Source organism: Chitinivibrionales bacterium (assembly GCA_035516255.1).
Taxonomy (GTDB): Bacteria; Fibrobacterota; Chitinivibrionia; order Chitinivibrionales; family FEN-1185; genus FEN-1185.
Genome location: DATJAL010000034.1, coordinates 1 through 17,481, shown reverse-complemented (window position 1 = coordinate 17,481; position 17,481 = coordinate 1). Strand labels below are relative to the sequence as shown.

Sequence of the window (17,481 nt, the reverse complement as noted above, 5' to 3'; positions counted from 1 at the left end):
CGCGCTTCCCGGGGAAAATAAATCTTTGCAGACAAAGACCGTTTTGGATTTGTATATCATGTCACAATGTCAATTCGGGTGCGCGGCGCTCAAAGAATTTTCCGACTTCCTTCCTCTGTTCCCTGCGGTAGAATGGCATTTGTGGTTCATTGGGACTGCGCACATGGACAGCACCCTGACCTCTTTGCATGGACAAGCGGAAATCGATGATGAACTGCTTTGGCTGTCGGTACAGGCTTTGTACCCTGAAAAATGGCAGGAATTTCTCAAACGACGTGCATCAATACCGCAGGATCAGACCGAGTCGGTGATCCGCGGCATGGGACTTAACCTTTCCAAGCTGAAAGGTTGGATAGCCAAAAAGGGCCATGCTGAACTCGCCATGCATTATACCCGTTCGATGCGCATGGGCATCAACGCCTCGCCGACCCTGCTTGTCAACAACATGCCATTTTCACAGGAAATAACCAAAAACCGGATTGCAAAACTTGTATGCGGAACAGCCGGGACGAAAACCGCGTATTGCGATTCGCTTCCCGAATGTTTCAGCGATGCGGACTGCCGGAAAATCGGCAAGGTGGGGAAATGCGTTGAGAAAAAAGGAAACAAGGCCGTTTGCGAATTCCATGATGCCCTTCGTTTCACACTAACCGTCGTCGTGTCGGATTCTTCGTTGTTTCATCCAGAAAACGGCGTGATGGCCGGAATTATGAATGATTTTCCCGGCGTCATTATTGACACTGTCCGGGCTTCATCCGAAAAGGGAAAAAAGATTCTTTCTGAATATTCACCGGCATTTTTGCCTCTTTTTATCTTTGACAAGGATATAACGAATGCGCCGAATTATCCTTCTATTGAATCAGGGCTGACTATTGTGAAAGACAAGCTTTTATTTAAGCCAGGAATGGTAAAACCGTCATATTTTTACAAAAGAAAATTAATGCCGAAATCCTTCGTGCTTTATGTTGATCCTGTTTTCCCAGGCGCAAAAGATGCGATAAAGGCGCTGCTGCACGAATCGCGGGCCGGTCAAAACATGCGAATTATGCCTCTTGTCTATCCAGCGTCCGATACCGTCGGATCGCCTGCCGAACAGGCGCTGCGGCAGGAAGAGGCGCTCCGGTGGCTTGTCATTATGGAAAAATACCCGGATAAATATAATGGGTATTTAGATTTTTTTGCTGACCGAAAAAGCCTCTCGTACTGGTTCACCGATTGCGGCAAACTTAAAATCTCCGTGGATGAACTGGTTAAGCAGGTTGAGGCAAACACTTCTAGATTGTCAGTTGATCAAAAGGAAATCGAAGGATTCGGCATGAGGGAAGCGGTCGAAGCCCTTGTTAACAACAGGGAAGTGGTAGCGGTAAAGAACCAAAAGGAACTGGCGGATATTATTAATAAAGTGGCGAGGTGATTCTTCCCTAAAATACGAAATCACTTTCGCGTGGCAGGGACAGGTCTTTCTTACTTTCAAATTCATATTCGCGGTTTCCGCCGAACACGATGACTTTTTTTCCGTCCCCTTTTAATCCCGCCTTTTCTTCCGGAAGCCTGTCGCGGAGAACGTTGAACAGGCATAGTGCCTTCTCAAGCCCGTCTCCTTGTCCGTAATTCCACACTTCGTCGGGCTGGGCCAATCGTGAGGCGTCGTAAATGGATTCGTTCGGGAGTTCCGAGAGTTTGCGGGCCGCATCCGGTATGTCAAGCTTCGCGCAGCCTGCAATGGAAACGGGGTTTCTTTCAAGCGCGGCCTTCAGGAACGGCTTCCAGGGGCTGCGCCTCAGATCCCGGAACGCGGTAAAGGCAAGGTCGGCCACAGGGTTTTCTCCGCGAATGGATTCGAGATAGTCCACGATCTGCTCGCGCGGCATTGAATTGCTGATGGCAATAGGCTGCGGCGGCATCCATTTTTTCTCGGTTGAAGGCAGCAGCGGCGTGATGCGGCAGAACTTGACAAGGTCCTTCATGACTTCTTCGGAATTGAAGCAGGAATGGCGTAGTTGTTTTTTCAAATCATCGATCGATGCGACATGGTCGAGCGAAATCCGGTTCGATTTAAAAAATTCCTCCACCTCGCGCAGCATGAGACGGTTGGGGAGCGGCTCGGGATAGAATTCGTCTTCGTCAATTTCGTGAAGGAGGTGGTCGCGCGTGTCGTCGCTCACCTTGAATTTGCTGTTGTGCTCGTATGAATAGACCTTTTCCGCCTCGATGTACCGGGGTTTGCCGCCGCAGTCATGCATGATCTGGAAGCATTTCTGCAATTTGCTGTTTTGCCTGAGAAAATTGGCCAGGATTTCGAAGCTGATGTCCGTGGAGAGGTACTCGGAAAGATGCCGGGAGAACCGTTCGTAATCCGTCCTTGAGATCGTCGCGGCATCATAGAACGTATGAATGTATCCCGTATGGTGCGCCACAACCGTGATACGCTCGTGCGTAAGCGCACGCCGCGCCTTTTCGCTCAGTTCAGAGCCGTTGAACCACATGTTTTTGGTCACGATGCGCCTGTTGTTGGTGATGACGCCGCCGTTGATGTCCACGAAATTCTGCGAATGAAGCGGCGTTGCCATGAGAAAAATGTTTTCGAGCGGAAGGCGGGCCACCACGAACATCGCAGCCGCATAGAGGGTCGAAAGCGACACGCACTCGCCTGCGCCGGTATTGTATCCGGGTTTATGGCGGAATGCCTCCATGGCCTCAAGGGTTTCGGTTTTCCAATACGGGATCACGTTGGTGGAATATTTGTCGAGCCCGAAATGCCGCCGAATGTCGATGTCGAAATAATATTTGTCGCCTTCGTAGCCGAACAGCGCATTGCTTTGTGCGAGCGCCTCCTTGCTGATGAACGAGGAAAACCGCGCGAGCTCTTTTTCCTTGGTGGTCAATCCCCAGGTGTCGAGGTCGAGGTTGAAGATGAAATTGTCAATGATGTACTGTTTTGTGCGTAGAAGCCTGCGGTAAGGGGTCAGCGTATCCATGCCTGAAAACCAAGGGGCATTGCGCCATTTCCACAACGCAGGCGACATGGCATTCGCAAGAACAAGCGAAAAAAGCAGCTCGGGGAAGATAAACACTTCCATGTCGGACAGCGTTATTGCCGATGAATATTTTTCAAGGGAAGCGGGGTCGTTTTGATTATACATTGGAAGACGGTCGTTCTGAAGAGAGTGACCTGGCGATAGTGATTCTGGTTCGTTTCAAAATTAATTTGCGCAATCTGAGGGGCATGGATTTTATTTTGGGCTGTTGAAGTCGGAATGTTATTTTTCCTATCACAACCATGAAAATTCTGGCTGATTCAAATATTCCCTTTGCCGCAGAGGCATTTGCGCAGTTTGGCGATGTGGTGACCATTGAGGGACGCAGCATAACCAGGGAGAAACTCCGCAATATCGACGTTCTGCTCGCGCGTTCGGTCATTCTCATAAACCGGGAGCTTCTTGAGGATACTGCGGTGAAATACGTGGCAACCGCAACCTCCGGTATCGATCATATTGATGTTTCGTATTTGCGCGGCCGAAACATAGGCTTTTCGCACGCGCCCGGTTCAAACGCCGAATCAGTTGCGGAATACGTCGTGTCCGCCCTTGTGCATTGCGCGCATGAAATGAACATAAAGCTGAACGGGATGACGCTCGGCGTCATTGGCGTGGGGAAAGTGGGACGACGCGTAATTCACCTTTGCCAGGCACTTGGAATTCGCTGTCTCCTCAACGATCCGCCGATACAAAGGCGTACCGGCGGTAAAGATTATCTGCCCCTGTCAAAACTACTCGATGAATCCGATATAATCTCCCTTCATGTCCCCTTGTCGTTTGAAGGCCGCGATGCCACATTTCGCATGGTGAACGAGGAATTTATTTCATCAATGAAAAAAGGTGCCCTGTTTATAAACACGAGCCGGGGGGACGTGGTTGATGAGTCAGCGCTAAAAAAAAGGAGGGAAAGACTCGGTTGCGTTGTCCTCGACGTCTGGAGCAATGAGCCGGAGCCCAGCGCCGCCACCATTGCCATATGCGACATCGCAACGCCGCATATCGCAGGCCATTCCTTCGACGGAAAATTGCTGGGAACAAAAATGATCTATGAAGCCGCGTGCGATTATTTTAAACAGGAAGTAAAATGGCACGGCCATGACATGCGTGACAACGAAAAACCAGTTCCCATACTTGTTTCAAAAAGCGACAATGTGATTCGCGAAGTTATCAACCGCGCATATCCGATTATGGAAGATGACCGTAATTTCAGAAAAATCATTCGGTTGGATATCCCCAAACGAGCGGATTTTTTCAGCGGGCTGAGGAATAATTATTACAAACGGCTTGAATTTTGCAACCATACTTTTGTGGTACGTGATGACAATGCTGAAAACGATGCGTCGGTGTTGAAAAAGCTTGGATTCAAAATGGAAATTAAATAATCTCATCAATGAGGCTTTTGTGACAAATGCTAAAGGTGACATTGCAGTTGTCGGGTTGGCGGTGATGGGTCAGAATTTGATTCTTAATTTGGCGGAGCGGGGTTTTACCGTTGTCGCATTCAACAGGACCGCCTCAAAGCTGAACAAATTCTTTGATGGACCGGCAAGAGGAAGAAACATCGTTGCCGCGCATGACCTCCGGGAAATGGCCGAACTTCTCGCAAAGCCGCGAAAAGTAATGCTTATGATCAAAGCAGGCAGGGCAGTAGATGAATTCATTGAGCTTTTGCTTCCATGCCTTGATACCGGCGACTGTATCGTTGACGGAGGCAACTCGCATTTCAGCGATTCCATGCGTCGCGCCAAGTACCTTGAAAGCAAAGGCCTTTTATACATCGGGTGCGGTGTTTCAGGAGGCGAACAAGGTGCGCGAAATGGGCCTTCTTTAATGCCCGGCGGAAGCAAAGCCGCGTGGCCGCTTGTCAAAGGTATATTTACCGCCATTTGCGCAAAAGCAGCCGATGGCATGCCGTGTTGCGAATGGATGGGGGAAAACGGCGCAGGTCATTTTGTAAAAATGGCGCACAATGGTATTGAATACGGCGATCTACAGTGCATCGCGGAAGCGTATCAAATCATGCGGGATGGCCTCGGCATGAAAGTGCCAGAAATAGCATCTGCATTTACGGAATGGAACAACGGCGAACTGAACAGTTATCTTATCCAAATTACGGGGAAATTACTCACTATCAAAGATGCGGACGGTAAATTTCTCATCGACAAAATCCTTGATGTAACCGGCCAGAAGGGGACAGGAAAATGGGTATCGGCAAGCGCACTTGACCTTGGCGTTCCGCTCGCCCTTATCACCGAGGCGGTTTTAAGCAGGGATCTTTCTGCCCTTAAGGATGATCGCTCGGTAGGATCCAAATTGCTGAAGGGACCAAAACTGAAAAATTTATCCGATACAAAAAATTGGCTTAACAATCTTCAACAGGCCCTTTTCGCATCCAAAATGGTGTCTTATTGCCAAGGATTCATGCTTCTTGACAAAGCTTCAAAAGAATACCGGTGGAACCTTGATCCGGGAACAATAGCCTCGGTATGGCGCGGGGGGTGCATCATCAGAAGCGTATTTCTGGACAGGATCAAAGCGGCCTTTGAGAAGAACCCAAGCCTGCCATCACTTTTTCTCGATGATTATTTCAATACATCGCTGGAAAAATGTCAGGGTGGCTGGAGAGAAACCGTTGCCGCCGCCGTCGAAGCAGGCATCCCGGTGCCGGCAATGTCCAGCGCCTTGTCGTTTTATGACGGATACCGATGCAATAACCTGCCGGCGAATTTGATCCAGGCTCAGCGTGATTATTTTGGAGCACATGCTTATGAACGGAACGACCGGCCCCGTGGCGTGTTTTTCCATTTCGATTGGACCGGCAATGGGGGAGAAACAACCGCGGGAAGGTATAACGCGTAATTTTTCAGCGCAACGAACGAAATAAAAATAGGAAACACACCTTAACAGGAGGACTTGTATGGTTGAACTCATCAAAAAGACGGTTCTTGCAGGCGTCGGGCTCGCGTTCATGACAAAGGAGAAGGCCGAGGAGGCGGCGAAGAAAATCGTTGAGGAGGCCAAGATCAAGGAGGGCGAAGGAAAGAAATTCGTCGAGGAGCTTCTCAAGAAGTCGGAAGAGGCCAGAAAAAGCGTCGAGAAGCTGGTTGACAACGCCGTGCATACGGCGGTGACAAAACTCGACATTCCTACTCGTGCGGAGATGAAGAAGCTTGAGGACAGGATCAGGGAGCTTGAGGGGAAGAAGTAAATCATAAATAGATTTTCATGGTCCGCAGAATTCCCACCATTGGACGCACCTATCGGCATATCGCAAGGTATGGCGAAATTATAGGGATATTGGTGAAATACGGATTCGACGATCTGCTTGCAACATTCCAGCTCGACCGGCGATTGAATTTACGGGGACAAAAAGGAACCGATCCTGGCGTGAGGCAGTTGTCACGCGGTAACCGTCTCCGCATGGCATTTTCAGAGTTGGGCCCTACGTTCATCAAGCTTGGTCAGTTCATGAGCAGCCGTCCCGACGTACTGCCACCGGAGATCATTGTTGCGCTCCGCGATCTGCAAGACTCAGTCACGCCGTTTGACCCGCAAGAAGCGGTGCATGTCCTCGAGCGAGAGCTGCAAAAACCGGTCGTTGAACTTTTTGCGGAATTTTCGGAGGTTCCTGTCGCCGCAGCCTCGATGGCACAGGTGCATCGTGCTAAACTCGGTGACGGAACCCCGGTCGCCGTCAAGATTCAGCGGCCAATGTTGGAACAGATGATAGAGACCGACATCGATATCTTATGTGCTATGGCCTCGACGATCGAAAGGCATGTTGGGGAGGCGCGATATTTCGATCCTGTGAGCATTTGTGGCGAATTCGCCCACAGCATCCGCAAAGAGTTGGATTTCAGAAACGAGGCCTTGCACATGGAAAGGTTCGCCGAAAATTTCAAAAGTGACAGTACGATTCGCGTTCCAAGAGTCTTCCGCCCCATGACAACCCGGCGGGTAATTACCACTGAGTTCATTGACGGCATCAAGGCGACAGACGTAAGCAAGATTCGCGAGGCTGGCCTCGATCCGCACCTGATAGCGGAACGGGGAACTAACCTTGTCCTTAGGCAAATTTTCGAGCACGGTTTCTTTCATGCCGACCCTCATCCGGGAAATCTGCTGATTCTGCCCGGCAATGTGGTATGTTTTCTCGATTTCGGCATCATGGGACTGTTGTCCCCGACGCTTAAGGAATATATTGTATCAATACTTCTTGGCGTGGTGAATAACGACCCCCGCAGGATCGTTCGCATCATCGCGGAGGAGAGTCATCATTCCATTATTGATCCTCAGGGGCTGGAATACGAGGTCACCGAGTTACTTGAGGACTACGGACTTGTGTCACTCCGCAATATAAACTTGGGCGAGTTGCTGTCCCGGCTTATGAGGCTCATTGTAAACCACCACATAAAAGTACTTCCGGGTTTTTTTCTGTTGATAAAGGCCATTGTCATAATCGAAGGGGTGGGATACAGCCTTGATCCTGAGTTCACGCTGATTAGTCACATTGAGCTGTTTGCAAAAAAAATGCTGGCGCAACGCGTCAATTTCTTTTCCGGGCTTTATAAAATGTTTTCTTCCAGCTCTGAGTTAAGCCGTATTCTTGGCGGCATGCCTTATGATGTCAAGGAAATCATCAGTCTCATAAAGGCAGGAAAAATGCATGTTGAATTTGAGCATCGCGGGCTTGAACCGGTGTTGAGTACCGCTGCCGTCCTTGTCAACCGTCTTGTTTTTTCCATTGTCCTTGCGGCGCTCATCGTCGGCTCTGCCTTGGTGGTGCATTCCGGAATTCCCCCCAGGATTTTTGAAATCCCCCTTTTCGGCATTATCGGGTTTATTGCAGCCGGTATTGTCGCCTTCTGGCTTATCATTACGGCCCTATGGCGCAAAAAAATATGACGTATTCGTGATTATCTGGTAAATGATAGATGAGGCCTGGCAAAAAAAATATAGCAATAAAGCGACGACACGTGAACCGGAAACTTTCATTCTAAATTTACTGAGAGGAATTACCAACAGATGGCTTTATTACGGTGGCAGAGAACCAGGCAGGGGAGAAGCGCTGGAAATATCCATGATGATTTTAAAGATACCAGGCGTAATAAAGGATAGGATTGTTTCACATGTGCCACATGGCTAAGATGTCGAGCCGTGCGCCGTCCTGTTCGTTTCATTTGCCGGCACCCTTGTATTCACCACCACCACCATTTCCCCGCGCGGCTTGTTTTTGGAGAAATGCTCGAGCAGGGATTTCGGCGTACCGCGCAGGAACTCCTCGTGGATCTTCGTGAGTTCCCGTCCGATTGCCACCGAAACGTCGCCGAGAACTTCATTCATCTCGCCGAGCATCTTGACAATCCTGAACGGCGACTCATAAAATACGACAGTACGATGCTCGCTTTTAAGTTCTTCGAGGAATTTACGCCTTCGGCCGCTTTTTGCGGGAAGAAAATTTTCAAACACGAACCTGTCGGTCGGGAGCCCGCTGCCGACCAGCGCGGCGAGCAAAGCGCTTGCGCCCGGCACCGGAACAACGGCTATGCCGTTGCGGATCGCCTCGCGCACGAGATAGAATGCCTCGTCGGCAATGCCCGGCGTTCCCGCGTCGCAGATAATTGCCATGTCGGTGCCTTGCTTCAGCACCGCGATGATTGCCGGCGCAGCTTTTTCTTTGTTGAAATCGTGGAACGCGACCAGCTTCGGGGATGCGCCGATATGGCTCAGCAAGATTCGCGACTGGCGTGTGTCCTCGGCGAGTACCATGGACACTGTTCCCAATATTTTTTTCGCGCGAATGCTTATGTCGTCAAGATTCCCAATGGGGGTGGAGACAACATATAAAACGGCCATTGTTGCTCTTTTCCGTGATAGGTTTTTACCATGATCCGCTCCAGGCAAGACTTACCGTGGGACTTATTGGTTTTCCTTTTGATATGCCTCAAGAATCAGGCACGCCGCGATCCGGTCGGTATTCTCCTTGGCCCGTCTGATTTTCTTTTTACGATTGAGAATAATCTTATGGGCCTTTCTCGATGTCATGCTCTCATCGACAAAATGGACCGGGAGGGAGGCCGCCCGGCCGAGCTTTTCCGCAAACAAGCGGATTTCGCGTGACATGGCGGTATCGCGGTCATCGGCATCGAGGGGAAGGCCCACGATGATCCGCGAAGGGTTTTCACGTTTGATGATTTCGGCGAGCGCAGCGAGAAAAGGTTCGTTTTTTTTTCTCGCGAAGGTGGGAAGGCTTCGAATGAACTCGCCGGTTTCATCGGTTACCGCAAGGCCGATCCTTCTTTGGCCGTAGTCAACTCCGATGAGCTTCATCAACCGTTTTCGTCCATTCCATGAGGATTTCGAGGGTGGATAAATCCACGTTTTTCGTCTGCGAGGTTTTATCGAGCACAAAATGAAAATGCCCCTTTTTAAGATTGAGCACTTCAAAAACCGCGTCGCGGCCCTGCCTGGTCTGCGTTGCCGCGTAGGTGAGGCGCCCCTGCTCGAAGTAACAGAGCCCGAACGGTTTGTCGAGCACAATGTAAAGGCACCCCGTTTTCCTGCCGATTTCAATGAATTGCATCACCTCGATAAGGCTGCCATGCCCGATTTCACCCCCGAGCGCCGATGTCTCCACGCTCTTCCGAATCGCCTTGGTTTCGGATTCGGTGATGATGAGCGGAGTGACCAGCTTGAAAATTTCCCGGTCCGAAAAGACAATGCCGAGGTAATGGACATTGGGCAGTTCCTTGTTCGCCGGCACCTGATGAGAATCAGGCACGTTGTAGAATATGACAAGGATGTTGGAGGTCGAGGTACGGTCCGAAAGGAACGACTCAACTGCCGCCAGCGCGTTGGTTTTCAACTGCCAGTCAACCACGATCACGTCCGGGAGGTAGTGGGCGATCATGCCTTTTGCATGCTCGAAATCGGTTGCGTAATTAATGTGGAATCCGATTTCGGAAAAGCATTTTGACAAGGTGATCATGGAATCGGTGAGTGAGTGCTGGATCTCCTTTTCCGTTTGCGCAATGATGAGCAGGTCTTTTTTCACCGTTACCTTGCGCGCGGCCCTGCCCCTGAACGAATTGACAAGTACAATAATGAGAACGCCGATGAGCAGCAGGCCCGCCACGCCCACCGTGGTAAAAATCACGATGCGTGATATGTTCGGGGCCACCGACGGGGTGTTGACGATTTTTCCGCACCTGAGTTCGACCCATCCGGTGTCGGTACCGAAAAGTATCTTGCACCATGATGCGCCGGCGTAGATAAGGGGATAACAGTCGTTTTGGTGCGCCATGCCAAGGATTGGTGATTCAGGGCTAACGCGGGCCAATATCTTGGCAGTGCTTTCGGTGACCTCAAAATATTTCATTTCCGGAACAGCTGCGGCGGTCTCGCTAGAAGCCGATGCATTTTGCGTGGCTTCCGATTTCGGTTGCAGCTTTGCTGAAGCTTCGCTGGACTTTTCGGAGGGCTGCCGAGGATTCGCCCCAGCCTCTGCCGATTCTGGCGAATAGGTTGGAAGTTCCTTGCTTCCCGCAAGAGGGGTGACCGGTGCCGGCGGCAAGTCAACCGCCATGTTCTGCGGTTTTTTCTGTTTGTGCTGCGCCTTTTTCTGATCTGCAGCGGCTTGTTGTACGGCAGGAGCCTGGGGAGGCGGCTTTTGCGGCACGGCCAGTTGTTTTACAGAAGGCAATTGCGCCTGCGGTTGGGGCGGCGGTGTTTGCTGTTTAGGCGCTGACGGAGTCGCGGGAGGCGCTTGCGCCGGTTGAGGCTGAGACGCGGAAGGGGGAAGTGCTGCCTGTGACTGGACCGCTTCTCCAAGCTGGGTTCCTTCTACATTTGCCTGGAAAATCCAGCCGATGCTTCCCTTGAATTCTAGCTGATACCAGTCATTCTTTTTTGAAAGAACCTTGTACTTCTCGCCCTTCTTGGCAATCCCGACAAGCTTGGCGTCGCCGTAGGGAAGAAGGAGCACACGCGCAATGTCCTTGGTCACCACCACGGCGTTCTGTGCGACGGAGATGGAAACGGTCAAAACCAAAAAAACGGCGGCCGCGCGAAAGGCTGAACAGTATGTCATAGGCCATAGGCCAAACTTATACTTCAACTGCTTTTTGTTTGTAAATGTACATCGAAACGGCGACAAGCGTCCCCAGCAACAGAATCACAAACGCGAAAAACGTCCCGATGGGGAGGTATTGCGGGTTGTTGACCACCACGCCGGCCTTTTTTTCCAGCCAGCCGACCTTGTCCTTGATCTTGATCTGGTACCAGGCCTTGCCTTCGTACACAAGCTCGAAATGATCGCCTTTCTTCGCCTGGGTGATCACGTTTGATTTCGGGTCAAGAAATTCATAGACATTGACAAACGGGTTCTTGATCTCCACATACTTTGCGGCCGCTGCAAAGGTGGAAAACGAAGAGACCAGAAGAAAGAGAAAACAGAGAATGGATACGGTGAACCGCTTCATGTAGGACACCTCCTCGTTGGGATGTATTTCGAAATTGAACCGTATAAACGGTTGAAAAACTCTTCTTTGGACTGGGAGTCAAAAAAATCCAGTTCTATTTTAAGATACCAAATTTCCGGGCAATTAACAAGTTTTAAAGTGTTCAATCTTATTGCGTCTTTTTCCGTGGTAATAATACCGTCGCATGGCCTGCTGCCGATTGCTTCAACTTCATCCGCCGAAAATGCGTGATGGTCGTTGAAAAAATACTTTTTGCCGGCGCTGATGCCCATATCTTGCACAAGCTCTGCAAAACGCTCTGGCCGGGCAATGCCGCATACGAGGGCAGCCTTTTTGCATGGCGGTACCGGGGCTGATTCCCCGGTTCTCAAATTGTTCCAACCAATCGGAGACTGGTACAGGATAAAAACATCCTTGCAGCCTAATCTGGATATGACCTTTTCCCTTGTCTGGATAAGTTCGTGGACCTGCTTTTTATTGCCGATGATACAGACAATATCAGCGCGTCTGCAATTTTTCAACGGCTCGCGGAGCGTTCCGGCAGGCATCAGCCACGAGCCAAATGCGTCGGGCGGAAGGCAGACAATATCAAGGGTGCGCCTTATCCCTCTATGCTGAAAACCGTCGTCAAGAATGAACACCGAATTTTCGGGGGCAAGTCCGCAAAGTACCCTTGCCGCTGCCACACGGTTCGCGTAAACACCGAGCCATGAAACAGGAAGCTCGGAATGAAGCAGGGATGGTTCATCGCCGACTTCTTCCCATGAAGCGGAGACTCCAGGTTTACCTATTATCAATTTTTTCTTAATCCTCCGATACCCCCTGCACAAGAAAGCCGCACCGCGACCTTTTTCAACAAAATATTTTGCCGTGAGCAGCGCCATAGGGGTTTTTCCCGTGCCGCCAGCATGCACGCCGCCGACGCTTATCACCGGTCGTCCGGCTTCAGTGGAAAGCGAAGGCACATGGTCGTAAAAAAAATTCCTTACTGCTACTACAATGCCGAATGCAAACGCAAGAATGCGGGGCAGGGGAGAATTGCCAAGAGGCTGCATTGATTATAATCGATATTGAAGTTGATGAAATTGGAATTTCTATCTTGTAATATAAATAGGGCAATGCCACCAGCAGGAACTTTTTAGATTTCAAATCACATTCTTTCCTTATAGGAATTGATTAGGCTTAACGTGTAATTATTTATATAGCAGGCCATTATGGCATGCAGAAATGACGCGCTGCCGTCCTGCTAAATCAAAAATAATGTTGATATTATTCCAACATGCATTTTGGAAAATATTCCTTATTGTCTCACCTTGATCAGATCCCATTTCACAGTATAATCTGCCTCCAGACTTTAAAATGTTCTTTCCCTCTTTAGCCAAGAGCCTGTAAAAATCCATTCCATCGTTGCCGCCGTAAAGCGCCGAATGCGGTTCGAATGTCGTGACGCTGGCATCCAGGCTTTTCATTTCGTCTCCGGATATATACGGTGGGTTACTTACAATGAAATCAAAGCCATATTTCTGCTGAACAGATTGATTGATTGATGAAAAATTATCAGAGCAAAGGAACGTCACGTTGTTTGACTTGCAATTAAGACGCGCGGTTTTTATGGCGTCAAAAGATTTATCCATTCCCAATCCGTGCCACAGCGGGCGTTCCTTGCATAAAACGGCAAGAATAGCCCCGGAGCCGGTGCCAAAATCAACAAACGATTCAGCGGATTGCGGTTCTGTTTTTAAAATCGTTTCAACGAGAACTTCCGTTTCGGGACGGGGAATCAGGACATGACGATTTACCGAAATTTCCATAGAATAAAAAAACACCGACCCCAGAATGTAGGCAAGCGGTTCGCCGGAAATTCTGCGCGTGACGATCGTTCGTATCCTGCGTTCGACGGTGTCGTCGATAAGCGGAAAATTTTTAAAATATAAGTCACTGCGGGAACAGTTTAGTAAGTACTGAAGGATTTGTTCTGATTCGTAAATGGCGCATTCCTGCGCAACCGGGGCCAATGATTTCCGAAGCGTCCTGAGGACTTTTGCTTTCGTTTCCATTACGTGCCATTACCCGATGTCCCTGACTGCCGGATGCGTTCGTTGAGGTCGGCTGCGGCGAGTGCGGTTATGAGGTCACGCAGGTCGCCGTTCATCACAGCGTCCAGTTTGTAAAGCGTCAGGTTGATGCGGTGGTCCGACACCCGGTTCTGGGGAAAATTATAGGTGCGGATTTTTTCGCTCCTGTCGCCTGAGCCGACCATGCTCTTCCGGCTGGCAGATTCCTTTGCCTGTTTTTCGGACTGGCGCAGGTCATACAGACGGGACGAGAGGATTTTCATGGCCTTGGCTTTGTTTTTCAGTTGCGATTTTTCGTCCTGACACGAAACGGTAAGCCCTGTTTCCAGATGCACGATGCGCACCGCGGACTCGGTTTTGTTTACGTGCTGGCCGCCCTTGCCCCCGGCGCGGAACACATCGATGCGGATTTCCGAAGGGTCAATATTGACCTCGATGTCATCAGCTTCGGGAAACACCGCGACCGACGCGGCCGATGTATGGATACGGCCCTGCGCCTCGGTCTGCGGTACCCGCTGCACGCGGTGCACGCCCGACTCGAATTTGAGCGTGCCGTAGGCCTCATCGCCGCTTACCATGAATATGATTTCCTTTACGGCGCCAATATCACCATAGCTGGAGCTGAGCACTTCGAGGCCCCATCCTTTATTTTCGATAAAATGCGAGTACATTCTGTATAAATCGGCGGCGAAAATGCCGGCTTCTATGCCGCCGGTGCCCGCGCGGATTTCCATGATCGCGTTCTTATAGTCGTTAGGATCTTTGGGAACGAGCAGATACTTGATCGTCTGTTCGAGAGACGGCAATTCCTTTTCAATATGTTCTTTTTCCTCTTTGGCCATTTCCCTGATCCCGGGATCGCTTTCCGTCGCGAGTAATTCCTTGTTGTCGGAAAGGGTTTTGATCATGGCAAGGTATTTTTGAAATTCAGGCATGTTTTTTTTCAAGCCGTTGTATTCGCGGCCGAGTTTTTCCAAAAGCGAAGGATTGGAAATTATGGCAGGGGAGGAGAGTTCAGTCTCAAGCTCCTTCTGCCGGGCAATGAGTTCCTGGATCTTGTCAATCATAGGGAAGCCCTTAACGCGGACGCGGCTACCTGCAGCTGGCTGTCGTCAGGTTCTTTTGTGGTAATGTTCTGGAGCCATAATCCCGGAAGTATTAAAAAACGGACGAGCGGGATTTGCTGGAACCTGTCCGAAAGTCGCAGCACTTCATACGAGAGCCCCGCCACAACCGGGACAAGTGCAATATGAACAAAAAATCGCATCATTACATTGGGATACGGCGCAATTAAAACAGTCACCAGTGAATCTATGACGGAAAAAAGAAAAATGCATATCAGCGCGACAAGGAGCAGAAAACTGGTGCCGCACCGCGGATGGTGCGTGGAATAGGGACGCATGTTTTCCAATGTCAATTCCTTGCCGTCTTCAAAAGTGAAAATGGCCTTGTGCTCGGCGCCATGGTATTCAAAAACCCGTCGTATGTCCTTCCACAGGCTGATAAGGACAAGATAAAGGATGAAAAGAGTTATCCTGATCGCGCCGGCCAGGATGTTGAACTCGATTGCCGAATTTTTAAGGAAAACCTGAGAAATAAGCATGGGCAGATACATAAAAATTCCCAGCGAAACCGCAAGAGCAACCAGAAAGCTCGCCAAAAAGGCGTATTTATCCTTTGATTTCCGGCGCTTGGGAGGTTCCGGTACCGCTTCGCCCGCCGCAATTTGCGCTGAACGGGTCAAAGCATTGTATCCGACTTTAAGCGACTCGTAAAGGTTGATGCACCCGCGAATTACCGGCAGTGATAATATTTTATACCTGTTGGCAAGTGAAACGAAGGGAAAGCGCTCTACAACGGTTTCGCCATCCGGCCTGCGCACCGCCCAAGATATTTTCTGTTTGCTGCGCATCATAACGCCCTCGATAATCGCCTGGCCGCCGACTCTGGATTTTTTTTCCGAAAATCCCATAAGGATGCACTGCAAAAGAAGTGAATTGTTTTTTAACGATTTTAGATTCATAAAAACGGGTTTGCCTGGTTAAAATATTTGATTTTAAACGGAAATTATCTATATGAAATAAAAACGGGCATGAAAGAAAAAATCCTTTCCGCCCGCCAAAACAGCTTAAAATGTGCTACGATTCTTTTTTTGTGCCAGCGTAACGCTTCTGGAAACGTTCCACCCGGCCAGCGCTGTCGATGAGCTTCTGCTTGCCGGTGTAAAAAGGATGGCATTTATTGCAGATGTCTATATGGGTGCTTTTAATGGTGGATTTGGTTTCAATGACATTACCGCACGAGCAGGTAAACGTGGCTAGCTCGTATTTAGGATGAATTTTTTCTTTCACAAAGGCCTCCAAATGAAATTTTGAATCAGTAAAAATACTTGATTGAGTCCAAAGAGTCAATAAAACAAATAGACGGAAATTCATTCATAAAACATTCAAATTATGATATCATATTTATGGTTGGAAAACGGGGAAGAGAATAAAAGGTTATTTTAAAAACAGATAAACATTTGGGAACAAATATTTTTCATTTAAAAGGAGGAAAGTATGAATTCATTTATAATTATTACTGTATTTATTGGCATCATAGGCTTATTAATTTGGTGGAATGCCACCTTACGAGCCAAGAGAGTCACCGACCTAAAAGAGTTTGCAGTCAGAAATGATTTCATTTGGTCTGATAGGAACAAATCATTGATAGAACAATATATCCATCGTTTTCATTTTTTTAGGAATGGAACAGATCAGCGATTTATAGATTTTCTACAAAAACAATTGGAAGATAGCAATACTTATATTTTTCAATTTACCTATGTTACTGGCTCAGGAAAAAGCAGAACAACACATAGTCAAACAATCTGTTTGATGACTTCGAAGAAAATAAACTTACCTTACTTTTACCTGGAACCTGAAAACATTCTATATAAAATTGGTGAGTTTTTTGGTAAAAAAGACATTAACTTCCCTGACAGTCATATATTTTCGTCAAAATATTTTCTTAAAGGTGACGATATAGAACGCATAACAAGCCGGTTTAACCAAGAAACACGATCTTTTTTTGAACAAAACTTAGGCTGGTCAGTTGAAGGTAATAAAGATGCCTTTATTGTTTTTCGGCATGGGAAGGTATTTTCTGTGGTAGAATTAAAAAATCTTTTGTCATTTGGTGAGAAAATTAAGGACTTGTTCAAGGAATAATTTTTTAAATAGATAGTTGAAATTTGAAAAGATGGGGGAGATTATTAGATTTAAAAAGAATAAAATTGAACAAAAATAAATGTTTACATAATATATATTATGCGACGCAGCCAATCTTTCTTTCATAGACAAATTACTACCTTCAAATGACCAATGCCGTTCCATTCATCCTCATCAATATGTTTTAAAACTCAATTCCTATCCTGGCTTTGACTTTGGAATCATAATAATGTTTTATGTCCTTCATTTCCGTAACCAGATCGGCAATCTCAATTATTTGTCTTGGCGCATTTCTGCCCGTCAGTAATAATTCAAGATCATTAGGTTTTGCTTTTAACAGTTTGATGATTCTTTGTAACTTAATTAATTTTAAGTCAATTGCAAGTAAAACCTCATCCAATATGATAAGGTCGTATTTATGGCCAGATATGGCCCTTTGGGCTTCCAGCAATCCTTTATTGGCAATTTGGATGTCCCGGATGGAAGGCTTCCCTTCAATAAAAGACTTTTTTCCGTATTGTCGTACAACGATTTTATTTTTAAACTTCTTTAATGCTTTATGTTCGGAAGCGATCCTGCCTTTTAAAAACTGGACAAACAATACTTTCAGCCCCGCGCCGGCCGCCCTTATGGCTAATCCAATGGCTGCAGTCGTCTTGCCTTTTCCGTTTCCCGTATA

General features: G+C 48.3%; 17 protein-coding genes. 6 read left to right on the top strand and 11 right to left on the bottom strand.

The features are described 5' to 3' along the window. The first annotated feature begins 163 nt into the window (after window positions 1-163). Window positions 164-1,414 carry a hypothetical protein gene (locus tag VLX68_10355; protein ID HUI92637.1) on the top strand — a complete coding sequence of 417 codons (1,251 nt, stop codon included), beginning with the start codon at window positions 164-166 and terminating at the stop codon, window positions 1,412-1,414. A 7-nt stretch (window positions 1,415-1,421) separates the two neighbouring features. On the opposite strand, the gene VLX68_10350 is transcribed toward VLX68_10355, so the two are convergent. Beyond that, window positions 1,422-3,143 (bottom strand): hypothetical protein, encoded by a 1,722-nt coding sequence (locus VLX68_10350; protein ID HUI92636.1) that lies wholly within the window; start codon window positions 3,141-3,143, stop codon window positions 1,422-1,424. A 137-nt stretch (window positions 3,144-3,280) separates the two neighbouring features. On the opposite strand from VLX68_10350, the gene VLX68_10345 reads away from it, so the two are divergent. The 4 genes from VLX68_10345 to VLX68_10330 are packed head-to-tail and all read left to right on the top strand — an operon-like array spanning window position 3,281 to window position 7,943. Continuing rightward, window positions 3,281-4,420 (top strand): 4-phosphoerythronate dehydrogenase, encoded by a 1,140-nt coding sequence (locus tag VLX68_10345; GenBank protein ID HUI92635.1) that lies wholly within the window; start codon window positions 3,281-3,283, stop codon window positions 4,418-4,420. Beyond that, window positions 4,395-5,897, top strand: coding sequence for a decarboxylating NADP(+)-dependent phosphogluconate dehydrogenase (gene gnd, locus VLX68_10340; GenBank protein HUI92634.1), 1,503 nt, complete (start codon window positions 4,395-4,397; stop codon window positions 5,895-5,897). The genes VLX68_10345 and gnd overlap by 26 nt, the downstream gene beginning before the upstream one ends. Before the next feature lie 58 nt (window positions 5,898-5,955). Continuing rightward, a complete protein-coding gene (locus tag VLX68_10335) occupies window positions 5,956-6,246 on the top strand; it encodes a phasin family protein (protein HUI92633.1) in 291 nt (96 codons plus the stop codon). Window positions 6,247-6,263: 17 nt separating this feature from the next. Beyond that, a complete protein-coding gene (locus tag VLX68_10330) occupies window positions 6,264-7,943 on the top strand; it encodes an AarF/UbiB family protein (protein ID HUI92632.1) in 1,680 nt (559 codons plus the stop codon). Between the two features lie 237 nt (window positions 7,944-8,180). Here VLX68_10330 and rsmI read toward each other — a convergent pair whose 3' ends face one another. The 9 genes from rsmI to rpmE form a co-directional block, all read right to left on the bottom strand. After that, entirely contained in the window at window positions 8,181-8,894 is a 714-nt protein-coding gene (gene rsmI / locus VLX68_10325) for a 16S rRNA (cytidine(1402)-2'-O)-methyltransferase (protein ID HUI92631.1), read from the bottom strand. Window positions 8,895-8,957: 63 nt separating this feature from the next. Further along, window positions 8,958-9,368 carry a Holliday junction resolvase RuvX gene (gene ruvX / locus VLX68_10320; GenBank protein HUI92630.1) on the bottom strand — a complete coding sequence of 137 codons (411 nt, stop codon included), beginning with the start codon at window positions 9,366-9,368 and terminating at the stop codon, window positions 8,958-8,960. Next, window positions 9,349-11,082: a DUF4388 domain-containing protein gene (locus VLX68_10315; GenBank protein ID HUI92629.1), complete on the bottom strand. Its 1,734-nt coding sequence runs from the start codon at window positions 11,080-11,082 to the stop codon at window positions 9,349-9,351. Before VLX68_10315 ends, ruvX begins: the two co-directional genes overlap by 20 nt. A gap of 61 nt (window positions 11,083-11,143) precedes the next feature. Beyond that, the gene (locus VLX68_10310) at window positions 11,144-11,518 is read right to left on the bottom strand and encodes an SH3 domain-containing protein (protein ID HUI92628.1); all 375 of its coding nucleotides are present in this window, start codon (window positions 11,516-11,518) and stop codon (window positions 11,144-11,146) included. Next, the gene (gene lpxK / locus VLX68_10305) at window positions 11,515-12,573 is read right to left on the bottom strand and encodes a tetraacyldisaccharide 4'-kinase (protein ID HUI92627.1); all 1,059 of its coding nucleotides are present in this window, start codon (window positions 12,571-12,573) and stop codon (window positions 11,515-11,517) included. The genes VLX68_10310 and lpxK overlap by 4 nt, the downstream gene beginning before the upstream one ends. Before the next feature lie 138 nt (window positions 12,574-12,711). After that, window positions 12,712-13,575, bottom strand: a complete 864-nt coding sequence (gene prmC / locus VLX68_10300; GenBank protein HUI92626.1) for a peptide chain release factor N(5)-glutamine methyltransferase — start codon at window positions 13,573-13,575, stop codon at window positions 12,712-12,714. Beyond that, complete coding sequence (gene prfA, locus VLX68_10295; GenBank protein HUI92625.1) at window positions 13,575-14,660, bottom strand: peptide chain release factor 1; 1,086 nt, start codon at window positions 14,658-14,660, stop codon at window positions 13,575-13,577. Before prfA ends, prmC begins: the two co-directional genes overlap by 1 nt. Beyond that, window positions 14,657-15,616 carry a DUF1385 domain-containing protein gene (locus VLX68_10290; GenBank protein HUI92624.1) on the bottom strand — a complete coding sequence of 320 codons (960 nt, stop codon included), beginning with the start codon at window positions 15,614-15,616 and terminating at the stop codon, window positions 14,657-14,659. Before VLX68_10290 ends, prfA begins: the two co-directional genes overlap by 4 nt. Window positions 15,617-15,731: 115 nt before the next feature. Beyond that, the gene (rpmE, locus tag VLX68_10285) at window positions 15,732-15,944 is read right to left on the bottom strand and encodes a 50S ribosomal protein L31 (protein HUI92623.1); all 213 of its coding nucleotides are present in this window, start codon (window positions 15,942-15,944) and stop codon (window positions 15,732-15,734) included. Between the two features lie 207 nt (window positions 15,945-16,151). On the opposite strand from rpmE, the gene VLX68_10280 reads away from it, so the two are divergent. Then, entirely contained in the window at window positions 16,152-16,802 is a 651-nt protein-coding gene (locus VLX68_10280; protein HUI92622.1) for a hypothetical protein, read from the top strand. Between the two features lie 184 nt (window positions 16,803-16,986). Here the strand turns inward: VLX68_10280 and VLX68_10275 are convergent. Then, window positions 16,987-17,481, bottom strand: a 495-nt coding sequence (locus VLX68_10275) for a cob(I)yrinic acid a,c-diamide adenosyltransferase (GenBank protein HUI92621.1), incomplete at its 5' end; no start/stop codon positions are given.

Excerpts from the sequence above, each read along its gene's own strand:
- VLX68_10310 (HUI92628.1), bottom strand. The coding sequence starts at position 11,518 with ATGAAGCGGTTCACCGTATCCATTCTCTGTTTTCTCTTTCTTCTGGTC.
- VLX68_10335 (HUI92633.1), top strand. The coding sequence starts at position 5,956 with ATGGTTGAACTCATCAAAAAGACGGTTCTTGCAGGCGTCGGGCTCGCG.
- prmC (HUI92626.1), bottom strand. The coding sequence starts at position 13,575 with ATGGAAACGAAAGCAAAAGTCCTCAGGACGCTTCGGAAATCATTGGCC.
- VLX68_10290 (HUI92624.1), bottom strand. The coding sequence starts at position 15,616 with ATGAATCTAAAATCGTTAAAAAACAATTCACTTCTTTTGCAGTGCATC.
- VLX68_10350 (HUI92636.1), bottom strand. The coding sequence starts at position 3,143 with ATGTATAATCAAAACGACCCCGCTTCCCTTGAAAAATATTCATCGGCA.
- VLX68_10280 (HUI92622.1), top strand. The coding sequence starts at position 16,152 with ATGAATTCATTTATAATTATTACTGTATTTATTGGCATCATAGGCTTA.
- ruvX (HUI92630.1), bottom strand. The coding sequence starts at position 9,368 with ATGAAGCTCATCGGAGTTGACTACGGCCAAAGAAGGATCGGCCTTGCG.
- prfA (HUI92625.1), bottom strand. The coding sequence starts at position 14,660 with ATGATTGACAAGATCCAGGAACTCATTGCCCGGCAGAAGGAGCTTGAG.
- lpxK (HUI92627.1), bottom strand. The coding sequence starts at position 12,573 with ATGCAGCCTCTTGGCAATTCTCCCCTGCCCCGCATTCTTGCGTTTGCA.
- VLX68_10330 (HUI92632.1), top strand. The coding sequence starts at position 6,264 with ATGGTCCGCAGAATTCCCACCATTGGACGCACCTATCGGCATATCGCA.
- VLX68_10355 (HUI92637.1), top strand. The coding sequence starts at position 164 with ATGGACAGCACCCTGACCTCTTTGCATGGACAAGCGGAAATCGATGAT.
- VLX68_10345 (HUI92635.1), top strand. The coding sequence starts at position 3,281 with ATGAAAATTCTGGCTGATTCAAATATTCCCTTTGCCGCAGAGGCATTT.
- rsmI (HUI92631.1), bottom strand. The coding sequence starts at position 8,894 with ATGGCCGTTTTATATGTTGTCTCCACCCCCATTGGGAATCTTGACGAC.